This window comes from Paenibacillus sp. RRE4 (genome assembly GCF_031844205.1).
GTDB lineage: Bacteria > Bacillota > Bacilli > Paenibacillales > Paenibacillaceae > Paenibacillus > Paenibacillus xylanexedens_B.
In genome coordinates, this window is sequence record NZ_JAUZUT010000001.1 from 1,588,758 (window position 1) to 1,613,181 (window position 24,424).

Annotated in this window: 19 protein-coding genes; 13 read left to right on the forward strand and 6 right to left on the reverse strand. The window is 44.0% G+C overall.

The genetic code is table 11. The annotated features are described in order from the left end of the window. Positions 1-8 precede the first annotated feature (8 nt). The 4 genes from Q9R46_RS07385 to Q9R46_RS07400 all read left to right on the forward strand — a co-directional run bounded on the left by Q9R46_RS07385 (position 9) and on the right by Q9R46_RS07400 (position 6,355). Positions 9-2,681, forward strand: coding sequence for a DUF5696 domain-containing protein (locus Q9R46_RS07385; protein ID WP_311279456.1), 2,673 nt, complete (start codon positions 9-11; stop codon positions 2,679-2,681). Then, on the forward strand, positions 2,678-3,577 hold the full coding sequence (locus Q9R46_RS07390) for a carbohydrate ABC transporter permease (protein WP_090920925.1): 900 nt from the start codon (positions 2,678-2,680) through the stop codon (positions 3,575-3,577). The genes Q9R46_RS07385 and Q9R46_RS07390 overlap by 4 nt, the downstream gene beginning before the upstream one ends. A gap of 20 nt (positions 3,578-3,597) precedes the next feature. After that, positions 3,598-4,611, forward strand: a complete 1,014-nt coding sequence (locus Q9R46_RS07395) for a carbohydrate ABC transporter permease (RefSeq protein WP_311279457.1) — start codon at positions 3,598-3,600, stop codon at positions 4,609-4,611. A 175-nt stretch (positions 4,612-4,786) separates the two neighbouring features. Further along, positions 4,787-6,355, forward strand: coding sequence for a glycoside hydrolase (locus Q9R46_RS07400; RefSeq protein ID WP_311279458.1), 1,569 nt, complete (start codon positions 4,787-4,789; stop codon positions 6,353-6,355). 97 nt (positions 6,356-6,452) lie between these two features. Here Q9R46_RS07400 and Q9R46_RS07405 read toward each other — a convergent pair whose 3' ends face one another. The 3 genes from Q9R46_RS07405 to Q9R46_RS07415 all read right to left on the reverse strand — a co-directional run bounded on the left by Q9R46_RS07405 (position 6,453) and on the right by Q9R46_RS07415 (position 8,281). After that, positions 6,453-6,767 (reverse strand): cupin domain-containing protein, encoded by a 315-nt coding sequence (locus tag Q9R46_RS07405; protein ID WP_311279459.1) that lies wholly within the window; start codon positions 6,765-6,767, stop codon positions 6,453-6,455. A 110-nt stretch (positions 6,768-6,877) separates the two neighbouring features. After that, positions 6,878-7,705, reverse strand: a complete 828-nt coding sequence (locus Q9R46_RS07410; protein WP_311279460.1) for a helix-turn-helix domain-containing protein — start codon at positions 7,703-7,705, stop codon at positions 6,878-6,880. 126 nt (positions 7,706-7,831) lie between these two features. Continuing rightward, a complete protein-coding gene (locus Q9R46_RS07415) occupies positions 7,832-8,281 on the reverse strand; it encodes a DUF1569 domain-containing protein (RefSeq protein WP_311279461.1) in 450 nt (149 codons plus the stop codon). A gap of 226 nt (positions 8,282-8,507) precedes the next feature. Between Q9R46_RS07415 and Q9R46_RS07420 the strand changes: the two genes are divergently transcribed. The 9 genes from Q9R46_RS07420 (at position 8,508) to bglB (ending at position 19,695) form a co-directional block, all read left to right on the forward strand. Beyond that, the gene (locus Q9R46_RS07420) at positions 8,508-9,212 is read left to right on the forward strand and encodes an rRNA adenine N-6-methyltransferase family protein (protein ID WP_311279462.1); all 705 of its coding nucleotides are present in this window, start codon (positions 8,508-8,510) and stop codon (positions 9,210-9,212) included. A 129-nt stretch (positions 9,213-9,341) separates the two neighbouring features. Further along, positions 9,342-10,832, forward strand: a complete 1,491-nt coding sequence (locus tag Q9R46_RS07425) for a methyltransferase domain-containing protein (RefSeq protein WP_311279463.1) — start codon at positions 9,342-9,344, stop codon at positions 10,830-10,832. A 112-nt stretch (positions 10,833-10,944) separates the two neighbouring features. Then, a complete protein-coding gene (locus Q9R46_RS07430; RefSeq protein WP_311279464.1) occupies positions 10,945-11,406 on the forward strand; it encodes a GNAT family N-acetyltransferase in 462 nt (153 codons plus the stop codon). 596 nt (positions 11,407-12,002) lie between these two features. Further along, positions 12,003-12,884 (forward strand): helix-turn-helix domain-containing protein, encoded by an 882-nt coding sequence (locus Q9R46_RS07435; protein ID WP_311279465.1) that lies wholly within the window; start codon positions 12,003-12,005, stop codon positions 12,882-12,884. A 22-nt stretch (positions 12,885-12,906) separates the two neighbouring features. Then, a complete protein-coding gene (locus Q9R46_RS07440; RefSeq protein WP_311279466.1) occupies positions 12,907-14,178 on the forward strand; it encodes an ABC transporter substrate-binding protein in 1,272 nt (423 codons plus the stop codon). Positions 14,179-14,280: 102 nt separating this feature from the next. Then, positions 14,281-15,186, forward strand: coding sequence for a carbohydrate ABC transporter permease (locus Q9R46_RS07445; protein ID WP_311279467.1), 906 nt, complete (start codon positions 14,281-14,283; stop codon positions 15,184-15,186). Next, the gene (locus tag Q9R46_RS07450) at positions 15,186-16,010 is read left to right on the forward strand and encodes a carbohydrate ABC transporter permease (RefSeq protein WP_154886269.1); all 825 of its coding nucleotides are present in this window, start codon (positions 15,186-15,188) and stop codon (positions 16,008-16,010) included. Before Q9R46_RS07445 ends, Q9R46_RS07450 begins: the two co-directional genes overlap by 1 nt. Positions 16,011-16,015: 5 nt before the next feature. Further along, positions 16,016-18,571 (forward strand): hypothetical protein, encoded by a 2,556-nt coding sequence (locus Q9R46_RS07455; protein WP_311279468.1) that lies wholly within the window; start codon positions 16,016-16,018, stop codon positions 18,569-18,571. Positions 18,572-18,606: 35 nt separating this feature from the next. Further along, entirely contained in the window at positions 18,607-19,695 is a 1,089-nt protein-coding gene (gene bglB, locus Q9R46_RS07460; RefSeq protein ID WP_311279469.1) for a beta-galactosidase BglB, read from the forward strand. 84 nt (positions 19,696-19,779) lie between these two features. Here bglB and Q9R46_RS07465 read toward each other — a convergent pair whose 3' ends face one another. Genes Q9R46_RS07465 through Q9R46_RS07475 form a run of 3 tightly spaced genes read right to left on the reverse strand, consistent with a single transcriptional unit; the run spans position 19,780 to position 24,189 of the window. Beyond that, positions 19,780-20,790, reverse strand: a complete 1,011-nt coding sequence (locus Q9R46_RS07465; RefSeq protein WP_311279470.1) for a sugar ABC transporter substrate-binding protein — start codon at positions 20,788-20,790, stop codon at positions 19,780-19,782. Continuing rightward, positions 20,783-22,381: a response regulator transcription factor gene (locus Q9R46_RS07470; RefSeq protein WP_311279471.1), complete on the reverse strand. Its 1,599-nt coding sequence runs from the start codon at positions 22,379-22,381 to the stop codon at positions 20,783-20,785. Before Q9R46_RS07470 ends, Q9R46_RS07465 begins: the two co-directional genes overlap by 8 nt. Beyond that, on the reverse strand, positions 22,378-24,189 hold the full coding sequence (locus Q9R46_RS07475; protein ID WP_311279472.1) for a sensor histidine kinase: 1,812 nt from the start codon (positions 24,187-24,189) through the stop codon (positions 22,378-22,380). The genes Q9R46_RS07470 and Q9R46_RS07475 overlap by 4 nt, the downstream gene beginning before the upstream one ends. Between the last annotated feature and the right edge of the window lie 235 nt (positions 24,190-24,424).

The window sequence follows — 24,424 nt, forward strand, 5'->3', positions numbered from 1 at the left end:
TGCGTGATATGAGAAAAAAGCGTACTGCGTTTGCAGCAGTCATCCTCATTGCAAGCTTGATCTTGGCTCAAAATATCAACTATGCGGAGTCGGTATCGGAACGAGTGGTGACCACATCAGGTGATTCAAAAAAGGTGGATCAGAGTACGGCTGCTGAGTCTTCTAAAACACAACAAACTTCAACAGAACAAAAGTCTGAGGCGGCGGATTCTGAGCGTGTGGGAAAAGAGCAATCCACTACTACCAGCTCTGAACTGAAAACAGCATCTGCAGAACAACAGAATAATGAAGCAGTGGCTGTTCCTGAGGGAATGGAAGCTGTTGCAGAAAAGGATGGCTTGATCCTGTATCTAAAGCCGGAAACGACAGAGATTGCGGTCAAGGATCTGAAGAATGGTGCGATGTGGTTTTCTAATCCGCAGGATCGGGAAGCGGATTCCATCGCGACCGGTTATAACAAATCCCAGCTGAATGTGCAATTTGAATTGACGTATTACGACAATACGGGCAATGCGCTCAAATACGATAATTTTACGCACAGTGTAGAGAATGGTCAGTTTGAAGTTGAAAAAGTAGAGGACGGTTTCAACGTTGTATACACGCTGGGTGAAGTCAAAAGTGATATTGAAGCCATCCCTAAATATATTAGCGAGGAACGCTTTAACACGTTGATCCTCGGGAAACTGGAAGAAAAAGACCAGAAAGAAATTGAGAAGCGCTTCAAGTATGATGAGCAGAACAAACGTTACGAAAGACGGGATTCATCTCTTAAAGGCGTAGGTTTGTCCAAAGTAACCCGAATTTTCGATTCTGTCGGCTATGATGAGGCACAGATTGCCATAGACAAAGCGGCCTATGGTGAAGAGGAAAGCGGGAGCGCAAGTGTCATTGTGCCTGTCAACTATCGACTGGAGCAAGGACATCTGCGTGTATCCATTCCGGAAAATGGAATCCAGTATCCCGATACGATGAAAATTCAATCCTTGTCCCTGCTGCCGTTTTTTGGAGCGAGCGGTCCAAAAGATAAAGGATACAGTCTGGTGCCAGACGGATCGGGGTCTCTGATTTATTTTAATAATAAAAAAACGACGGTATCCCCATATAGTACGGCTCTGTATGGAAGTGATCATGCTGTAAATCAGCTCTCCCAGATCCAGAAGGAACAGAAGGCGAGGATGCCGGTGTTTGGCATGAGTTACGGAGACAAAGGATACCTTGCTGTCATTGATAAAGGTGATGCGGTTGCGTCTGTTGAAGCGGATGTCAGCGGCAGATTGAACCAGTACAATACGGTGCATTCCAGTTTTTCGCTTAGTAGCATGGAAGAGGTTACCCTGACGAACGGCTGGCGTTCCAGCACAGTCAAACGGTTTCAGGCACAGCCTTTTCATAATGAAATGTCCGTTATCTATACATTTTTGAGCGCAGATGATGCGAGCTATTCCGGTATGGCCTCGACTTATCGGGATTATTTGACGGAGCAAAAGAAACTCACCCGTTTAGGTGATGATACGGAACTCCCTTTTTACGTGGAATTAATCGGCGGTATCCCGAAGAAAAAGTTTTTCCTCGGCATCCCGTACAATGCTTACGAGTCGCTTACCACGTTCGAAGAGGCACAGGATATTTTAAAAGAAATGCAAAGCCTTGGTGTGGAGGATATCCAGCTTCGGTACTCGGGGTGGTTTAACGGCGGTATGCATCATGATATGCCGAAGTCCATCGATGTGGATAAAAAGCTTGGTGGCGCTAAAGGCTTGCAAAGCCTACAGGCCTATACACAAGAGAATGGTTTTGGATTATACCCGGACGTATCCTTCCTGGAGGCGTTCCCAGAAGCGAAGGGATTCAAAAAATCGTATGCTTCTCGCCAAATTACAGGTAAACTTGCGCAGTTGTTCCCGTACTATATCGCCTCCTTTACACAGGATAATGAAGCCTCTCCGGGCTATGTCCTGAGTCCGGAAGCGGTGCCGGGCATTGTGAGCGGATTTATGCAAGATTATAAGGAAACAGGACTTACAGGTCTGTCGCTTCGAGATTTAGGCGACCACCTGAATTCCGATTTTAACCGCGCTAATGTGATCAATCGCGAGCAGGCCAAAGAGGTTGTGATAAAGCAGCTTGAGCAGGTGCGCAGCTCGGATGCATCGCTTCTTGTAGAGGGCGGCAATAGTTATGCAAGCCCCTATGCCAGACATATCGTAGATGCACCTGTTAGCAACAGCGGGTTTAACATCACCGATGAAGCGGTTCCCTTTTTCCAACTGGTCTATCACGGCTTCGTGCAATATACAGGGCAGGCCTGGAATATGGCGGATGATCAGGATTCCCATGTACAGATGCTCCGGGCGATCGAAACCGGATCGGCACCGTATTACACGTGGTTCTACGCAGATCCATCTGCGATCAAACTGACGAGCTTTGACGCGTTATATTCGGCCGATTATCGACGCTGGATCGAGGAATCAGCAGAGCGATACAAGGAACTTAGGAATGTGTTGCAAGATGTACAGAATCAAACGATTGTTAGACATGAGAAGCTGAGTAAGGGTGTTTATCAAACGACTTACGAAAAAGGTAAAACGGTCATTGTGAATTACAACGATGCTGCTGTGGAGTGGAATGGCACACGTGTGGCAGCGAAGAGCTACTGGGTAGGAGGTGACATGCCGGAATGAAACTTAAAAAATTATCCCTGGAGCAAAAAAACAGATATTACGGTTTGTATTTCATCCTGCCTTGGTTCATCGGTTTCCTGTTACTTTTCATGGTGCCGCTGATCTCTTCGTTCCGATACAGTCTGAGCAATCTGCAGGTATCTAATGAAGGGTTTACACTGGAGTTTATCGGTTTGGCGAATTTCCGTGAGGCGTTATTCTCTCATGAATCCTATGTGAGGATGCTGACGGAATCTGTAATCAATATTGTCGTGAATACACCTTTAATTATTATTTTCAGCCTGTTTTTTGCGGTGATTTTGAATCAGAAGTTTCATGGAAGAGTGCTGGCGAGAGCGATTTTTTTCCTTCCGGTTATTCTGGCTTCGGGTATTATTGCAAGTATCGAAAACGGGGATTTGATGCAATCCGTTGTACGTAGTGCCAACGACATGACGGGCGGTGGACTGTCCGTGATGAAAAATCTGGATCTGACCATTATGTTGCTTGAATCCGGCATGAGTCCGATACTGGTCGAATATCTGACAGGAGCGGTTAGCCGGATTTACGAGATTGTCAGTCAATCAGGCGTCCAGATTCTGATTTTCCTTGCCGGTCTGCAGTCGATTTCTCCATCGCTGTATGAAGCAGCCAAAATCGAAGGATCTACAGGGTATGAAGCCTTTTGGAAAATTACGTTCCCGATGCTAAGCCCGTTGATTCTGACGAATCTGGTGTATACCATCGTGGATAGCTTCATCAGTGATCAGACGAGCCGGCTTGTGGTGGATACGGCCTTCAAAAGCTTTAACTTCGGGCTTAGTGCGGCAATGTCATGGATGTATTTTGCCGTGATTGCACTAATCCTGTGGGTAACGACCGCCCTGGTATCCCGCAAGGTCTTTTATCAAAACTAGTATTCTGAAGGAGGCCTGACATGAAGACAGAAACCGCAGCAGGGCAACCGCCAGCGAAAAAGGAATGGCTACATCGCCTGGGTTCCATGGCCTACTGGTTTGAAGCGATCAAGAAGTGGGCGTGGATTCTGGTTCGGTTTGTCTTGATCTTTGGCATTTCATTTGTCATTCTATATCCGATTTTATTGAAAATATCGATATCCTTTAAAAGCATGTCCGATCTATATGACCCAACGGTGATCTGGATTCCGCGTACGTTTACGCTCGAAAACTTTAAACTGGTCTTCACGGCAATGAACTATCCCGGCGTGTTGATGAACACCTTATGGTTATCCTCTGCGGTGATGCTTCTGCAGACAATAACCTGTGTGCTAGCCGGTTATGGGTTTGCAAGAATCAAGTTCAAAGGCAGTGGTTTGTTGTTTGCTGCCGTAATTTTTACCATCCTGGTACCTACACAGACGATCATGATTCCGCTCTATCTGAATTTCAAGAACTTTGATGTGATGGGTTTAATCGAGCTATTTCGTGGCAGTCCTGCTAATCTGATCAACACATACTGGCCGTTTCTGATCTCGGCAGCACTCGGTATGGGTGTGAAAACAGGTCTGTACGTCTATATTTTCCGCCAGTTCTTCAGAGGCATTCCGCGTGAGATCGAAGAGGCTGCCTACGTGGATGGTGCAGGATATTTCAAAACGTTTTGGCGTATTATTTTGCCTAATGCGATACCTTCGATGGTTACGGTCATGTTGTTCTCGTTTGTATGGCAATGGAATGACTCTTTCTTTACCAATATGTATCTGAATGAACCTAAAGTCATGTCATCGATGATGTCGTCCTCTGGTTTTACGATTGCAACGTATCTAACAGGCGGAGGTCAGGCCGCGGCATCCTATACCCAAGATCCGTTTTTCATGTCCATGATGATGAATACCAGTGTACTGATGGCCATTTTGCCGCTGATTATCATCTATCTGTTCGTTCAGCGTCATTTCGTGGAAAGTGTGGAACGTTCCGGTCTTGTAGGATAAAAGGAACCAGAGTGGTGAACAGAAGGGGAATAAGTCCCTCATGACCGGAGAAGGATGCTGCATTTGTAAAACGTTAAGAGGCTGCCTACATCGAAGGCAGTCTCTAACCCATAGCCATTTAACAGTGTATGGTGCAAAGACCTGCAAAGATAGATCAGGAAGAGGAGGATCAGAGATGCAACGAGATAACCCGAGAACAAAAGACATGCTGGATGCAGAAGTCATAATTAATGGGGAAAAATCTTATCAAAGCATTGACAATTTTGGCGCGTCGGATGCGTGGTCGATGGAACCGCTAGGGAAGCATTGGAGCGAGGAAAACAAGGCACAAATCGCCGATCTGTTATTTTCCAGGGAGCGTGGCATAGGGTTGTCCGCATGGCGTTTTAATATAGGTGCAGGTTCAACAGAAACCGATCAGGATCGAATTCCGGACCCCTGGAGAAGAGCCGAAGCTTTCAAAATATCAGAGGAGCATGAGTACGATTGGAGCAAACAATCCGGTCAACAGTGGTTTCTTCAAGCCGCACGTGACCGGGGCGTGGGAACACTTATCGCTTTTGTAAATAGCCCGCCGGTATGGATGACCCAAAATGGGCATGCCCAGCCTGATCTTGAAGTAGGTTCGACGAATCTGAAACCAGATTATAATGGAAAGTTTGCGTCCTATCTGATTGATATTTTATCGTATTTCAAGGGAAAAGGACTTGCTTTTGACTATATCAGCCCGATCAACGAGCCGACTTGGGACTGGAATCAGTCTTGGCAGGAGGGGAATCGTTATAATAACGATGATCTGAAACAAGTGATTCTGGAGTTGTACCGCCAGTTACAGCAGACCGATCTACAGACACGGATCAGTGCACCGGACGGTGTGGAAATTACGTCGCTCTTGGACGATGAATACTATCGTCAGTTTGCGGGAAGTGGGACGTATTCCAGCGGTGCTAATAAGCTGGGCACAGGGAAGTATCGGGAATACATAAAGGATTTGATTGGTGATCCTGAGGTGAAAGAAGCGATAGGTAATAAAATGGCTTCCCATTCATACTGGTCTGACTACAGTAATCCCGGAGACGATCGGTTGGTCCGATTGAGGCAATTACTGCACGCTAATATGAAGCATTACGATGAAGAGAGCAAGTACTGGGTGACGGAATATTGTATTCTGGGGGATTATGGTCCTGGACGTGATTTGGGAATCGAGCCTGCGCTTCATGTGGCAAGAACAATTCATTTTGACCTGGTAGAAGCGAATGCGGCAGCATGGCAATGGTGGACAGCGGTTTCCAAAGTAGACTACAAAGATGGATTAATTTATACAGATTTTAATGAAACTGGCGATGAGCAAAATATTCTGACTTCGAAAATGCTGTGGGTGCTCGGTAACTATAGCCGATTTATTCGGCCTGGTGCGAAGCGAATCGACTTGACCGGGCTTGGTGAGGAAGCCGACAGCGGTTTGTTAGGTTCTGCTTATGTCCATGAAGGAGAGCAAACCGTGTCTGCCGTTTTTGTGAATCATGGTAAACAGGACAAATGCATTCAACTACACCTCCATGAGCTGGGGTTCAATGAACGAATTACGACAATGGATTCTTACGTAACCAATGCGGAACTGGATCTGGTTTGTCAGGAGAGAGTTAACGCAGCGGAGGATGAGCAATCTTTTATCGTAAACGTTCCGGGGAAATCGGTTGTGACCGTCACTGGCGGTGCGCAGAAAGCGGAAAGTGAAAAGTAAGAGTTTAATCTTGATATTGCCCATGACATCATGAAGCTTGAACCATACAGAGATGTGTGATTAAGCTGAAATTTTGTCATGGGCTTTTAATTCATAATTAAAGTTCTTTAGGCTCCATCAGCATGATATGGCATTCACTCTCGGCAGAGGGTTTGATTTCGAGTCCTTTAGGAACGATAAACATTTCGCCTTTAGCAATTCTCACTTGACGATCACGCAGATCAATGATCATTACGCCTTCGAGCACAAAAAATACTTTATCTGTTTCTTCATGAGCGTGCCATTCGTATTCACCAATCATTTTAACAAGTTTGAATTGATATTCATTCATCTCACCAATGTATTTCGGAGACCAATACTCCGTAAATGTAGTAAGCTCCTCCATTGGTTTTATAATTTGATATTGGTTCATAATTCCTCCTTTTATTAGCTAGGGGTTTGTTGCCTGATTAAAGATGTTTTTTAATCTTGTCTATAAGTATATAAATTTCATTAGACATCTAAAATAGATACCTGTTGAAATCAGAATGGATTATTGATGAATTGATGACGATATGCAGCAGGAGAGCAACCCACATGTTTTTTAAATACTCTGCTAAAATAATAGGCATCATGGATACCTACAGCTTGGGCAATATGTTGTATCGTGGCTTGGCTTTTAAGCAGTAACGTTTTGGCTTTTTCAATACGGTATTTGGATAAATATTCACCTGGCCCCATATCCGAATGTCTTCTAAAGACGTAAGAGATCCGATTACGATTAACACCAAATTGTTCTGCAAGTGATGCTACGTCATGATCTAAGTGATAGTTTTGATGAATATAGTGGGAAATCTGCTCAAACAAGTCAGAAGAGTCATGCTGATTTTGTCGCTGTGCAACTGACAGGAGGGTTTCGTTAAGTATATCGCGAAATAACATTTCAGTTTGAAACCTCGAAAGACCTCCGCACTGGTTATATACTTGCCAGAGTTGCAGAATGAGTTCTTTAAGGCGGGGAGATTGTCCCGTTGGTAATTCAAAATGCTGATTTGAAAAGCTTGATTTTTCAAGTTGCGAACCAAATGTCTCGTATAAAACAAGAATGTATTCCCAATTGGAGTTGTGGAATGTTTTTTTGGCCAGTTTCATTTTGGCACCACCGTGTACTACCTTTCCTGGCGAAAGAATATAAGGAATTTCATTGAATTGAAATTGTATCTTTCCTGTGAGAGGAAACACAAATCCTGGATAAGAATCGGTGTAGTCAGCGTGTGGCACCCCGCGAAATTGTGTATATCGATAGATTCCTTTAACTTGAAAAGGAGTATAAGCAAAATGCTCTGCTAACTGATTAACGTCTATGTTCACAAGACCTGCCCCGTTTCAAATGTGTTTAACATGCTTGGAGAGCAATGATGATTACTTTCACATTATTGATAACCGTTATCAATGTCAAGCAGGCTTCTGAAGGAGGAGATCGAAGAACGCAAACAACTAAACGCCAAATTGCTTGAGATGATGGTCAAGATGTTTATAGATTCCTTTTCCCCATTGCTCAGCTGTCAGTTTTCCGAAAAAAGGATGAGCATAACGGGAGCATTGATCAGAGCCGTTTATTTGAAAATTAGCAATCTGCTGTTTCAGCTTTTCTTTCTCCGTCTCAAACTCTCGATCATTATCAATAAGGATGTCTGGTATGGTCGACATATTTTGAGGTAAAGGTTTTTCATTGTAAAACATCGGTTTGGCAAACCGTCCAATTAGTCTTCCGAGCAACCCTCTTGGCGGCAAAATATTACCCAGAGGAATATCGTGAAAAGCTACACAGTGAGCTAACATTTGAGCAACCTGCATCGTTCCCCACTGAGGTGTGGACTCTTCACGGAGTCGATTAATACGCTCTGTTATTTCAGTCGCATGTTTTGTTTCAAAGATACTTTTCATCGAATCACCCCGATCCATTATATTAACTGATGAACTAGAAACAGTAACATTCCATTATTGAAAGGTTTATTCCGATATGTTCAAGAATAATATGATATGGTAAGTTTAGTAAATAAAATGGTAAATAACGTTAGCAAAACAGGAGGCTGAATTAATGGAAAACAAGGAAACGTTTAATCTCGTAGCGAGTGAGTATGATCGGTACAGACCTGTTTATCCGAGTGACATGTTTGATGATATTTTTACATACGCGAAGCTTCATAAGCAAGATTCTATTTTAGAAATTGGTTGCGGAACAGGGCAGGCTACTGGAGGTTTAGTAAGTAAGGGCTACACAAACATTACGTGTATTGAACTGGGAAGTAACTTGGCACAGTTTACCGCAGATAAATTCAAATCATATCCATCGATTCAAGTCATCAACACTTCGTTTGAGGAGTGGAATGCTGAAGGAAAACTTTTCAAGTTGCTAGTTTCAGGAACTGCATTTCACTTCATTGCTCCGGAAATTGGTTACCGCAGGGCCTCAGAATTGCTTGAGGATGAGGGATGCATTGGACTTTTTTGGACGATTCATGTTCCGGGAGAAGATCAGTTGCATCAAGAAATTCGTTCCCATTACATTTCGTTAGCCTCTCATTTGGATGATTCTCAGTATCCTTCGCCCGATGAAGTGATTCAGGAGCGTAAAGAAATAACGGAGCGTTCCGGCTTGTTCACAGATATTAAGGTGAAGGAATACAACTGGATACAGTCCTGTTCGAGCGATGAATATGTCGCACTTTTAAATACAAATTCCAAGCATCAGCAGCTTTCTGAAGATGTTCGGAGTGAGCTTTTGGAGAGAATCAAATGTTCAATAGATGATGCAGGTGGAACAATAGACAAACATCATAAGGTTGCTCTTTTTTTAGGAAGAAAAAAAGGGTAAGAATGCAGGTTTATCATTTCAATCAAGAGCAGGAGGAGAAATATGACTGATCCGCGATCAACTTACAATATCCAAACCGCAGTATTAAGTTTCGAAGGAGAATTAGAGAGGTTAAAGATATAAGCCGGTATGGGTTGGTTCAAGGAATTTCGTAATCTGTCGTGGTATGGGCTCAAAAATGGAATGCGTGTATTAGAGGTCGGAAGCGGACCAGGCTACATCACAGAACAATTACTGAACAGTCTACCGGGCAGCGAGATCACCTCGCTTGAGATCGATCGTACGTTACAGGCGCAAGCCAAAGAACGGCTGAAGGACGTTTCTTCCGAGCGGCTGCAATTTGTGGAGTCTTCCATTTATCAGATGGATCTGCCGGATAACTCATTCGATTTTGTGGTGGCTAGGCTGATTTTTCTTCACCTGAACAATCCGATTGAAGCTGCGCAAGAAATTTATCGTGTGCTCAAGCCTGGTGGCCGACTGGCCATTATTGATGTTGACGATGTTGTTTTTGGGGCAGTGAATCCAGATATACCAGCGTTGCATACCGTATTAATGAAAATCGCGGACTATGTGGCACAACATGGGGGTAATCGGTTAATTGGCAGAAGTTTGCCGCGGCTCCTCTCAGAGAGTGGATACATTGATGTTGATATTGATACGGTTGTTCAACACAGTGACATCATCGGGATCGAGGGTTTCAAGCAACAATTCAATCTCCAGCGTTTTGTACATTTTGTTGAAAAGGGTATCATTAGCCCGGAGGAGTTTGCCCAGTTACAGCGAGCGTTCGAAGCTATAAATCATTCACCAGAAGCCTATGCCCTTTTAAGAGATCCGGAGCCACTTTATGCCAATCATTTGGCATTTTTCGAATGGGGAAAGCAGATTCTTTCCCCTGAACAGTATCATTGGATCGTTTCTGATTCCACACAGGCTTTGTCGTTGTCTCTGGGGAATTACTTCAACCATTGGATTGACTGGTATCGATATGCTTGCGATCATGCGCCAAGATTGGATTGCAATCGCGTCGTTCGTTTTGAGAGCCATCGGGCCTTAAGCGGTACGTTCTGGGCATTAGAGAGATACAGCGAGATGCCGGAAGTCTTAGAACATATGAAACGGCTTATTGAAGAAGATCAGCAGTGGGACAATCTTCTTTTTGCTAGAATTACATATAATAAACAACGTCTAGCTTATCTGTATCACACCAGAGACGAAAGACAAGTAGATGTACTTCTGCATGAAACGATGCATTTAATAGGTAACATCGATTGGGCTTTCTTAGAGCCAATGAAAAAAGAAGAAGTTGTCGGCAGTTGGGAAGATGTGAATTCAAGCAGAAACTCACAGAGAGATATTCATATTGCGCTAAACAATCTGGCTTGTATTCTAGCGGATATTGAGCAGTCTGAAGAGAGTGCGAAGTTGTTCATACAGCTACAAGATCGAGGGTACGTCTTGAATGGATATGCCTTATCCAAATATATTTATTCGATCTGGAAGTCGGAAGGAGCAATTAGCGCTCGAACAGCGTTGGCTGCCAATAAACCCTTTGAGCTCTCTGAACTGACTAAACATAGTCCTATGCTTTTGGAGATCGGTGATCAGATTAGGTAATGAACTTAAAACACCGAAGTACCTATGCCTATGTGAAAGGAGTGATGTATTATGAGAAAACAGTTGAATATGTGCGTTAGAAAACGAAGAAAACCATTAGGAGGATTTTTAAATGACTATTCAGGTTAGAACGGTTTCGATGGATGATTGGTTTGCTTGTACTCAATTACAGGTAAGTGAAGAACAGAAAAAGGCGTTCCCTGCACCCGTGGTATATTGGTTGGCTGAGTCCAGGTTTGTCACTGACTTTCAACCCATGGCCATCTACAAGGACTTAGATTTGGTAGGTTTTGCAGTGTACTCCGATCAAGAGCATGACGAGGGTGATTATTGGTTGCCTGCTTTGATGATTGATAGTAAATATCAGGGCAGAGGATATGGAAAAGAAGCACTTTGTGCTTTGATTCAAAGGATACAAAAGACACTAAACTGCAAACGCATTCTAATTGGACATAGGCCTGATAATCACGTTGCCGGCGCCTTATACGAATCTCTTGGTTTCCAGCGGATCAGTGAGCAACTTATCGATGGGGAGGTTGTTCGAGCTTTGACATTCGGCATACAAAGGGTTTGAATAACATCTCTATGCTGGATGCTGGATTGAGCCGATGAGCCTCAACTTGTTTAGAGAGGAGGGACAGACGAAGATGAACATATTTAAAAGGCTGACCTTTTGGTTAGTCCTTTTCTCATTACTGGTGTGTTTCAATAACCTAACGGGCAATGACGATAAAAACATTTTGATATATTTAACGAATCCATTCAATCCACTATTAAACCGCTGGCTAACAGACATCAATTTGAACCCGGAGATAACGTACTTGTTTAAACCTCTCATTTGTGGATTACATCTACTCTTTTGGACAGCATTGGGTCTGATTATTGATAAATTAATAAAGAAGGATAAGATCAGGAAACAAACCGGGAGGTAATATTCAATAATGATTGATCCACCACGTCATAGACTAAGAGCTATGGCGTGTTTTTTTATTTCCAGCATTTAGATGGTAGAGATCCTTTGGAATCATTTGCAACAATTGTGATCAACAATACAGCAATATAGTTTATATTAGTTCGAAATATCTGTGATACAATTCATTGTAAAGCGCTATCATTACAAAAGATTAAACTATATTGCTATTTATATTCAGAGAAGGGAGATCTTTATTGATGTTAACTATACACACCCCGACGAATATGGCATTGCAGGAAAATGAAGTTTATGTGCGCTCAGAAGCTGACAATTTTCAGGATGAATGGCCCATTCACACACATAACGGGTATGAGATTCATTATTTTATTCAGGGGGATGCAACCTTCTTGATCGGTGACCGAATCTATAAGCCGAAGCCTGGGGATATGTTTATTTTCAGAGGTGGAGTTCCTCATCGGATTAATCCTTCGAGAGAGATTGTGTACAAGCGAAGTTTTGTTAATTTTACGGAAATATTGCTATTAGACATGCTTGAGCTTAGTCAATTAGAGAATCTGATGTCTATTTTCCGTCACCCCGACGGTTTATTGATACATTGGTCCCCAGAGGAGCGTGAATACATCTCAAGTACATTTAAAGGAATTAAAGAGGAGATGGATGCCCGAAGTGCGGGATGTAAAACGATGGTTAAATTGATTCTTACTCAGTTGCTACTGCGGATTTATCGAAAAATGACTACGGAGCAATCGGTCGATCCGATTCTGATTTCTTCACAGAAGCAGTCCAGTGTGAGCCGAGTTCTTCATTATTTGAACCAAAATTATGCGGAGAACGTTTCGCTTGATGAACTTTCCAAAACACTACATTTGAATAAATATTATATTTGTCATTCCTTTAAAGAAACAACGGGATATACCATCAGCAATTATGTCATACGCAAAAGGGTGGCAGAGGCCAAAAAGCTGTTGCTGTCTACCGATGCACCGATTTTGTCTATATCCGAGACATTAGGCTTCAATACACCTGTGTATTTCAGCAGAGCATTCAAACAATACGTCGGTGTTTCTCCACAGTTGTTCCGTAAAAACGAATTACTTCATGTATCCCAAAATCATTAATTCTTCTTAAGGAGAGGTTAAAATGACAAGAAAAACATGGTTTAAGATGAGCATCAGCGTGTTACTGACAGCTGTGCTCATCCTGCTGAGTGCTTGTGGAAGTGCGGGTAACAACGAAAGTGGGAAACAAAAATCTCTTGATTTCTTATGGTTCTCAGATGGGAAAGAAGGAGAAGTCATCAAGGAGATTATTAAAGAATACGAGCAAAGCAATACCAACGTAAAAATCAATCTGATTGAAGTTGGCTTCAAGGATATCCAAACCAAGTTGAAAACGATGTTATCTGGAGGCAAACCACCAGCCTTGACTAGGGTGACGGATACGGGGTCTTTTGCCAATCAGGCTGTTGATCTTACCCCTTATGTACAGAATGCGGAACAATTCCAAGATCAATTTATCGACTCGCTCAAACCTTACTATATTATGGACAACAAACTGGTAGCCGCGCCGATGGACGTTACAGCGAATGGATTGATTTATAACAAAACCTTGTTTGATAAAGCCGGTGTCAAGGTGCCAACTTCTCCAGATGAAGTATGGACTTGGGATGAATATATCGCTGCATTAAAGCAGGTGATGGACAAAGGAGGAGCACGGTATGGCATGGTTTGGGATGTCACTCCCCACCGGTGGTCTACGCTGTTGTACCAGAATGGCGGAAGCATCTTGACAGAGGATGGCAGTGCTGCGGCGATTAACAGTGAAGCCGGAATTCGCTCCATGGAGATGTTCAAACAGCTTCATCAAGAGGGTATCATGCCTGAATCGGTATGGCTCGGTGGAGAGAATCCGAACAACTTGTTCCGTTCCGGTACGGTAGCCGCTCACTGGGCTGGCAACTGGATGATTAGCAATTATAAGGATATTACCGACTTCGAATGGGGTGTCACCTACATGCCAAAAGGTACGCAGCGTTCTTCCGTACCCGGAGGGAAGTTCCTTATGGCCTTTAAGGGAAGCGGACAGGAAGAGGAAGCTGCCAAGTTTATTGAATATTTAACGTCGAAAGAAGTGAATTCCAAATATAATCAAGAGTCCTTGTTCATGAGTCCGAGGAAGGACAGTTCCACACTGAATTATGAATTTGGCAAGGAGATGTTTGAAATATTCTCCGATGAACTGAAAAACAGTTCGCCTCTTGCGGCGAATGACTGGTCCAGACAAACGCTGATCTCCAAAATTTCAACGGACTTGAAAAATAATATTATGGACGTATTATCCGACAAAGCAACTCCGCAACAGGCCTTGGACATTATGGCCAAGAAGATTAATGAAGCGATTGCCAGTCAATAACACCAAAGCGTGACCTAAAGTTACGTGGTCATCACAACGGGGGCTTAGCGATTCCTGTCAGGCCCCCTTTCCATGTATTTATAGGAAGGAAGGAGCACACAGATGAGCGAAACACAACGATCCAATCCGAAAACCTTGGCAAAACAGAACAGGAAGCTTCTCATCGCTCCGTATCTGTTCATACTTCCGAATCTCCTGATCTTTAGTACATTTATTGTCTTTCCCTCTTTATTAGGACTGTACTATTCATTCCATGTCTATGATGGGTTGAATCCGATGAAATTTAATGGGCTGGACAATTATTTGAAGATTCTGACGGATCAGGAGTTTTGGTCAACCATAGGACGAACAGGCGTTTATGCTGTCATTGTTGTTCCATTAATTTATGCAGCGGCTTTAGGCATTGCGTTGTTGCTGGCGCGCGAGATTCGGATGCGAGGTTTCTTCAGAGCTATCTTTTACTGGCCGACCATGATTTCCTTTATCATTGTAGGTTTAACCTGGAAGTGGATTTTCGGAGATTCCTTCGGTATTCTGAATCATCTGTTAACGATGGCAGGTGCAGAACCTGTAGGCTTTCTAACCTCATCTTTCTGGGCCAATACGGCTGTCATAGTTGCGACGGTGTGGTCACGAGCGGGATTTTTCATGGTCATTTTTATCGCGGGATTGCAAGCTATACCCACAGATTATTATGAGGCCGCTCGCTTGGATGGAGCAACGGGCACCAAAGTGTTTCGTTATATTACCCTGCCGCTATTGAAGCCGACAAGTTTACTCGTGGTTATGCTTTGTCTGATTGACGCGTTTAAAGCCTTCCCACTTATGTTTGCGCTTACAGGCGGTGGGCCAGGTAAAGAAACGACCTTTATTGTTCAATACATTTATGAGATTGGATTTAACAGGCAGGAATTAGGTCTTGCCAGTGCCATGTCGGTCATTCTGTTTATTCTCATCGGCGGATTTTCGGCACTTCAATTCCGCCTATCGAAAGGAGGAGCTGTCTGATGGTGATGAAACCTATGGCCAAAATTGCAATCTACAGTATATTGAGTGTGGCCGCAGTGTTATGGCTCCTGCCTGTACTATGGGTTGTGATCTCTGCGCTGAAAACCAATAGCGATCTATACAGCTTTCCTCCTAAATTGTGGCCAGATCCAGTGACCTTCGAACATTTTAAGGCGGCATTCAAAAAAGGCGATTTTGGCTTGTATTTTATGAATAGCACGATCGTCACGATATCTTCAACGTTATTGCTGTTATTGATCAATTCCATGGCGGGGTTTGCACTCGCAAAATATCGTTTCCGTGGAAGCTCCATTATACTTATTGCTTTTATCTCAACACTTATGATCCCGATTGAGGTCATTATGATCCCAATCTTCAAAGTGCTAAGTGCACTTGGTTTATATAACAGCCTGCTTGCCATCATCATTCCGCCTGCAGCAACGCCGACAGGTGTATTCCTTATGCGGCAATATTTGCTGACCGTACCGGATGAGTTGTTAGAAGCGGCTCGTATGGATGGAGCTGGCGAATGGAAAATTTACTGGAGCATTATTCTTCCGATAGCCAAGCCCATTCTGGCTGTACTTGCGATCTTCTCTTTTATGTGGAGATGGGATGATTTTGTATGGCCGTTAATCGCAATTAGTGATCCATCTAAATATACGATCCAGCTGGCGCTCTCTAATTTTATTGGGGAATACAACGTCGATTGGGGAAGCCTGCTTGCGATGTCTGTCATCACGATGCTTCCGGTCTTAATTGTATTTATGGTTTTCCAGCGTTATTTTGTCAGCGGTATGATTACTTCAGGCATGAAAGGATGAGTTAAATGATAGAATCCACCCAGGGCGGGACGGATACGTTGAATTACAAGCCGATGAAACTAGGCGGAGATCAAGTGATCAATCATTGGTTGATCAGTGGTATATATACGAAGCCTGTTACCTTTGTTCCAACAACGATGGAGGGAGATATTAATGATTGGCTAATCGATGGATTTGCCATTCACGAAAACCCGTGCAGGCAGGAATTTGTTGAAAATAGAAGATCACAGCCCTTATCCCGGTTTTTTGATCAATGGAGTGAGTTTCCGGGTCCCGGAGATCCATTTCGCGGAGAGCAGGAGGGGATGCCATGGGAGATCTATTCTCCCTGGGGTAATCCACGAGTAGAGAAATCAGGTTTCTGGTTTGTGCCTACCCATCTTCGCAGTTATGCGGCGACACGCCTCGTATCTCCAATCGCTCATACGGCCTCATTCCGGATTAAAACATACGGAAGCTTGACCCTGTGGATCAATGGAGCACAGGTAACGGACTTTGCACCGCTTATTCGTAACAAGGAGCAGGAAATCGTGATTCAAGCCGATCTTGTAGCCGGAATCAATGAGATTTATGCCTGCTGGGAGGATCTGGCTGAACGAGATACGATGTATGCTTTTGCCTTAGAATACCTTGGAAACGAAGAATTGCATATTTCGCTGCCTATAGCATCTCATTTGGTAGAGCCTGTGCAAGCTGCAGAACGTGCCTTGGAACAAGCCTATTTTCCTTCTGATATTTTCAGAGGTGAACAGATTAGACTTAAGCTTCCGCTTCCCTTGCCAGACATCGTCAGAGAAATGCATATCCAGTATGGCAATTTCTTTGATGGCACCGAGAATAAGACGATACAGATCGCCGAGAAGGAAGCGGAGCTGGTTCTGGGACATACCAATGAAATTGGACATCATTACGTCTATTTCACGCTGACCCTTTCGGTTTCAAACGTAGTTCTGACGAAGAAGTTTGGCTGCCAATCCTACGATACCCGTTACGATGAGGCTGCTCAGCAAGCGAAGGATATGGAAGCACGGAAATCTTTGGCTTTGCAATGTATCGCAGGGAAGGGAAGCTCTAACATTCACACAGCGATCGCCACGCTCAAAACCAATGGTGATGTGCAAGAGGCGGAGAACATGCTGCTGGAAGGCATAGAAGGCATCGAGCAACGGAAGGATTGCAGTGATTTTTATCTAGTTGGACTTTTCCGGCTGTGGAGAGATGAACGAAATAGCGGTTTGTTCAGTGAAGCGTTCTGGGATCGGGTCAAAGCAAGTATTCTGAACTATCGTTACTGGATTGATGAACCAGGCGATGATGTGATGTGGTTTTTCAGTGAGAATCATGCCTTGTTGTTCCATACAAACGAGCTGTTAGCCGGACAACTGTTCGGGGACGAAATGTTCAGCAACAGTGGGGAAAACGGCGAAGTTCATCGTCAGAAGGCAGAGAAGAGACTTGCTTTATGGTTTGAACGCTTTATGGAAGAAGGATTGGCAGAATGGAATTCCAGTGCGTACATTCCCATTGATGCCGTTGGACTCCTGCATATCTATGAGTTTGCTCAGAATGAACAGCTTAGAGAGCAAGCGAAAAAAGCAATGGATTTGTTATTTTATTATATTACGATTCAGATGCATCAAGGGGTGATGTCAACCACGTTTGGCCGTAGCTACGAGAAAGAATTGCTGGGGAGTTATGCCGCGGGAACAACGTCTATGTGCTGGATCGGTTATGGTGTCGGTCATGTGAACAATTATTCAATCAGCAATGTGGGCTTGAGTTTATCCGATTACATGCCTCCTGCGGAGTATCAGAAACATCTCTTGCTTGAGGAAAATGAACAGCTAACGTTTACTAATCAGCAGGGCAAGGGCGGGTATGCCAAACTCTATCACTATCGAACAGCAGCATACGCACTGTCCTCCATTATAAACTTTAGACCAGGCAAGCCAGGTTATCAGGAGCATGTCAACCATCTGTCCCTGTCGCCAGAGGCGCAGGTATGGGTGAATCATCCCGCAGAGATATACAAACATGGGGATGGTAGACCTTGTTTCTGGGCTGGAAATGGTATTTTGCCTGACGTTGTTCAGCATGAAGCGATCGCTTTGATGATGTTTGATATTCCGGCAACGCATACTTCGGATTGGACACATGCTTATTTTCCTACGTCATTTTTCACAACATGGGAGAAACATGAGAATTGGTATTTTGGCTGTCTGAATAAAGGGTATGTGGCTCTATATGCAGCGAATGGAACGAGCATGGAGAGGAACGGAGTGACAAGAGAGCGTGAGCTTGTTTCCCCCGGATTGCGTAATGCCTGGATTATCAGAGCAGGCAATGAATCGCAATTCGGATCATTTAGCCATTTTATAGACCAAGTTCGTTCTTCCAGCCCGCAATTCGACAGTACTTCTCTGACGCTTAGCCTGACCGATCCGATATACGGTTCCGTTCAGTGGGGAATGAACAAACCTTTATTTGTCCAAGGAGAGGAAATCGTACATGCAGGTCATGGTGTTATGGGACAGTTGCATCTAGATAACATCAAACGTTGAATCGTGTGGAATAAAATCTGGGGAGTGAAACAATCATGCTGAATCAAGATATGCTTATGGAGAACATAAGCAAGGTATCTGATGCAATGAAATCGATGAAAAATACAAGCATCAACGAGCAGTTTCCGATTGGGCTGATCGACATTCATCTATGGGAATGGCCGCAAGGGGTCGGACTTTACGGTCTCCTTCAGCTCTATGAAGCAACAAAGGACGCAGAGGTGCTTCGTTTTCTTGAATCATGGTACGATGCTAGGCTCAACGAAGGACTACCAGAGAAAAATGTGAATACCTGTGCACCGTTGCTTACGTTGATTTCAATATGTGAATTGACCGGGAACGAGAAGTATGAACGTGTCTGTAAAGAATGGAGCAACTGGATTATGGAGGAACTGCTGCGAACCGGAGATGGCGCGTTCCAGCATATGATCACGGGAGATGCGAATGACGGACAAATTCTGATTGATACACTGTTTATGACGGTGTTGTTTTTGGCCAAAGCAGGAGTGCACTTTGAGAAACCAGCCTATGTGGAAGAAGCCAAGCGACAGTTCCTTGTGCATATTAAATATCTGTACAATAAACAAACCGGATTGTTCTATCACGGCTGGGATTTCAATGAAAACCATAACTATGGTGCTGTTCATTGGGGGAGAGGCAATGCGTGGTATACGGCCGGAGTGATGGATTTTCTAAATATCATCCCCATTGAAGATGGGCTGAAGTCTTATCTGTTAGATACAGCGACTGCACAAGTCAGAGCACTTAGCAAGCTGCAGCATGAGGATGGCATGTGGCACACGGTACTGGATGATCCAGACTCCTATAAAGAAACGTCCGCAACGGCAGCGTTTGGATACGGAATTCTCAAGGGAATCCGATACGGCTACCTGGACGAGTCCTATCGGGGTATCGGCATGAAGGCACTTGAAGCCGTGCTGCGACATATTAATGAAGACGGAGTTGTGCAGCAGGTATCTTATGGAACGCCTGTGGGGAATGATGCACAGTTTTATAAAGATATACCGATCAGTCCGATGGGGTATGGACAAGCCTTGACGTTATTTATCCTCATTGAGGGCTTGCGGTCTTCAGTCGTAGCTGATATGCCTGCTAAAAAATAATACTTCTCACATGATTCAATTCAAAATCACCCTATAGCTAAGCCCTCTGAAAGGGTATTTCTATAGGGTGATTTTGATTCGTTACTATTCAGATGTAACCTCAGTTTGGTTGATTTCCTTTATCCCAGTGTTAATAAAATTCTCAACAGGAAGTCCTTCACTTGCACGCAGCAACGTCTCAATCATTTTTGTTCCCCATACCTGTTCGTTTTGCGAAATCACGGCTGATATCTGCCCATTTAACAGTCCTTCCTCACTAATTGAATTGCCACCAAAAGCAATAAGATGCCGGTTCAAGCCCTTGGCTTTCCAAACGAGTGCAGAGGCTGAAACGGATACAAAATCCAGCCCCACCACTGCATTAAAATGGGGGTGTGCATCAATCATGGATTCAATATCGTTGACCGCTCGATCTTCATTGCCTTGATTGTATCTGACTTCCAAAATTTCGATGTCAGTGTCATTACGAATATAATCAATGAATCCGTCCAGACGTTGCTGTAGACCAACCATCTCTTCCATACCACTTTCGACTAGAATCATGCCTTCATTATTCAGTAGCCTGGCTGTGGTCTGAGCAAACTGTCGCCCGGTTTGATAATTGTCTGCTCCGACATACGCCACCCGTTCGCTGGAAGGGGCATCGGATTCAAATGTAATCACCGGAATACCTGCTGCCGCAGCTTTAAGAATGACCGGTGTAAGCGCGGCAATATCAATAGGAGCGATGGCGATCCCGTCAACATGTTGTTTGATCATGTTTTCCAGAATGCGTATTTGCTGTTCGGTACTTGCTTCGTCTGGCGCGTTGACGGTAAGCGTCACATGATGTTTTTCAGCAGATTGCGCAGCATCCATCGTGATCATCTCATATGTCGGATAGGTCATCGGATAGATGATTCCGAAGGTTTTATTTTTGGACGCGGATGGTTCCACAGCTGTAGCAACATACTGGCTTATTTCCTGACTTTTGGGATGTAAAGCGCCTGATTCCGAATGTATCGTTGGACTCGAAGGGGCTCTTGTGCAAGAGGTTACCAGTGATGCAAGCAAGATCAACAGCAAGAGCCAGCGAGCCCTTTGGAGCTTACTCATACATGGGCTCTTTTCTCATGTCCACAGACGATTCATCGGGTACCACGGCCCCCCGTGTGCGATATTCCTTGGGCGTACATCCGGTTGTTTTCTTGAATATATTTGAAAAATAGTGTGGATCGTTATATCCGACCTTGAACGCAATCTCAAATGTCTTGTTGCTCGTTGTTTTCAGCAGTTCTTTGGCTTTGCCGATTCTCACTTGGGTTAAGTATTCCGTTATGGTCTGACCGGTTTCCTGGCTGAAAATTTTACTGAGATGACTTGGGCTAATACGTACATGTGCTGAGATACTCTTCAAGGAAACCTGCTCGTTATTGTATTGCCCAGACACATACGCTTTGACCTGATCAATGACATCACTGTATTTGCCCGAAGAGGCTGCTCTCCGCTGCCATAATTGATCGAGCAGATCACACAAGTATTGGGTACAGGCTTCCCAGCTTGTAATTCCCCGGATCATCTGCTGCAAGCTCCGAATGTTCTCGTCCGGGTCGGCGCCCATACGAAAGATTTGATTCGCGATACGGAAGGATTCCAGAGTAAGATCGTTTAACAAATAAACGCCATACGATGAAGAATTCCAGTCCATCGACTGTAATGGAGCTGCGAATTCCTGCACAAAGCTGTCACGCAGATGGGGGTCACCAATCTTGAGAAATTCAAGAAACCGGCTGCGATCTAACAAAATATTCATTTTCTCATCCAGGTGAATCTCCCGTAACGAGGCTTTGTTTTGTTGGGTCAAACGCGTGATATATTTGTCTTCATCTGCTTCCAGATAGGAAACATGAATGCCTTGCAGGCGTTCCTGATGACTTCCAATGCCAATAACGACACTGCAGTGGAGCTGTTGCTCCAGATCCAGACGGATCTGTCCTCGAAGCTGTTCCAGATAAGCCATAATACGGTCTTCGGAGCTGGATTTAAGCAACAGCACCCGTTCCGTTCGACTCCGAATGTAAGAGAGGAGCTCTACATCAACGCTACAGCATTCCTCCAGAATCCGAAGTGTTTTATTTAATAATAACTCCGAATTTTGAGAATCATCATGGGGTCTGATATCCATAATGACGATGGTGTAGAATTTGGCCGAAAGAGACAGTGAGAGCTTTTTGGCAGAATCGATGGCATCCGAAGTGCCGATGAGCCCCCCGCACAGATCGGCGAGCAATTTTTCTTTGGTCATTGTAAGGCTAGTCAGTCGTTGTTCTTCATCATCCATCTTCTGGCTGACTTCATGCAATATCTGAAGAAGTTCTGTTGCGCTAACGGGTTTAAGACAATATTCGGTAACGCCAAGCCGGATCGCCTCCTGGGCATAACTGAACTCATCATGTCCGCTCATAATAATGATCTTGATCTGGGGTTTTTGTGCACGGATGATAGAGGCCAGCTCTAAACCGTTCATAAACGGCATTTTAATGTCGGTAATGAGAATATCAGGTGCCCATTCTTCGATTAAGGGTAAAGCTAGCTCCCCGTCCGGTGCATCTCCGCAGTAGTGAAAACCTTCCTTCTCCCATTGTACGCTGTTACGTATGTTCTCCCGAATCCCGATCTCATCATCGACAATCATTACCTTTTTCAATGCTGAACCTCCTTGCTTTTGGGGATGCGAATCTGAAATGTACTTCCTTCCATATACGTGCTTTCCATCTCAATGCCATAAGACGGGCCGAAATAGAGACGAATACGATCATGCACATTCAGCAGACCAAACCCGCCGTCTTGCTCATTTTCTTGAGGAGAACGGGAGCCTGCCGGTTGATCTAATTTTTCTCTCAACTGGGTTAGTTGTTCAGTGGTCATACCAATGCCGTTGTCCTGCACGGTGAGCACAATACTTGTATCGTCCGAGTAACCCTGAATCGAGATGAGCCCTTGACCACGTTTGTTTTTAATGCCATGATAGATGGCGTTTTCAATCAAAGGCTGTAGAGTCATTTTCAGAATGGGATACTCCTGAAGCTCCTGCTCAACCTTGATTTCGTATGTCAAAATATCGTGATACCTCATCTGCTGAATTACCAGATAATTGCGTGCATGTTCAAGCTCCGTCTGGATCGATACCCAATCAAAGCCTTTGTTCAGACCCAACCGAAAGAACTTGGAGAGCGCCTGAACCAGCTTGATCACACTTTCCTTTTTTTCGGCTTCGGCCATCCAGATGATAGACTCCAGCGTGTTGTATAGAAAATGAGGGTTAATCTGCGCTTGCAACGTTCGCAATTCGGCTATTTTGACTTGTTCATTTTCTTTGATGCTTTGGTCAATAAGTGTTTTAATTTGTTCCAGCATAATGTTGAAACTTTGCCCTAAATCCGCGATTTCGTCCGAACCGGTAGGGGTGACTTTGACCTCCAGATATCCGCTGGCCGCTTTGCGCATCTTGTTCATGAGAATCTGTATGGGATGAATGAGTCTGTTATTCAGGAAAAAATATAAAGAAATCGCAAAGAATGCGCTTAATAAAACACTGATGATAATTAACTGGCGAATGCCATTGGCCTCCGTAATAATTTCTTGAAAAGGCGCAGCTCCGATGATTTTCCATCCCGTCTGTTTGGATGTACTATATACAACAAACTGCGGTTTCGAGCCTGCGGACAAGTTAAAGCTGTCTTGCTCTGCGTGCAGAGGCACGGAGTTGATCTGGTTGATGATGGCGAGGGATGCCTCGCTTGCAGGCGGTGTGAAAAGTGTTTTCCCGTATTGATCGTTAATATAAAAGAAGCCGGAATCCTTAATTTTCGTCGTAGTCAAAAAATCATCAATGAATGAATCATTCATATCAATCACAATAAAGCCGATCACTTCGTGTGTAATGCGTTCTTTGACGGTCGTCATAATTGAAAGCGCATTCTGTTTTGGGTATACGAATCCATCCAAACGGTTATATTCCGCATAAGGTGCAGCATGAGGAATTCGCAAAATAGCGTTTGGGTACTGTACCAGATACTGAAAATAGGGATTGCGAAGCGGGTTACGATCCAGCTTGAACACTCCTTTTCGTTCACTGATGCCTTTGCCATAGAAGTTAACAAATGAGATGTTGAGTACCTTATCGTATTTGTAGGTTTCGCGGTAGAGATTGTAGGTCTGTAAAATAGACTTGGCTTCGCCATACGACTCGGACTGCGCGTACAAATACTGTAGAACTTGTGGATTCTTGCCCAGTTCTAGCAGCCGTTCCGTATCTTCAAACATGATGTCAATGTTTCTGGCAAGCTGGTCGGCAGCCAGTTGGGTGGAGGCTTTGTTGTGATTCGATACAACGGTATATGACTTGTGGTACGAAATTAATCCAACGATAATCAGCGGTACAGAACTGAGGATGATGAACATGCTGAGTAATTTAAGTCTGAGACTCGAAGCTATCCACCTAACAAGTTTCAACGTATTCCACTCCATCTGAAGGGATCATGATCCAAACGTAGCATTATTATAACATGAATTTAGCCAATGAAAGCGTATCGCAAAATAGTACACCATTCACTAAAAAAATTACACGTTTCTATAACATCTCCTCCACAATTACTAAATTATTACATAAAATTCGCATCACATTCCATGTAAGTGCATGTTGTAAGCGTTTTATAATGTGATCACACCACACAAGGTGAACTGAAAA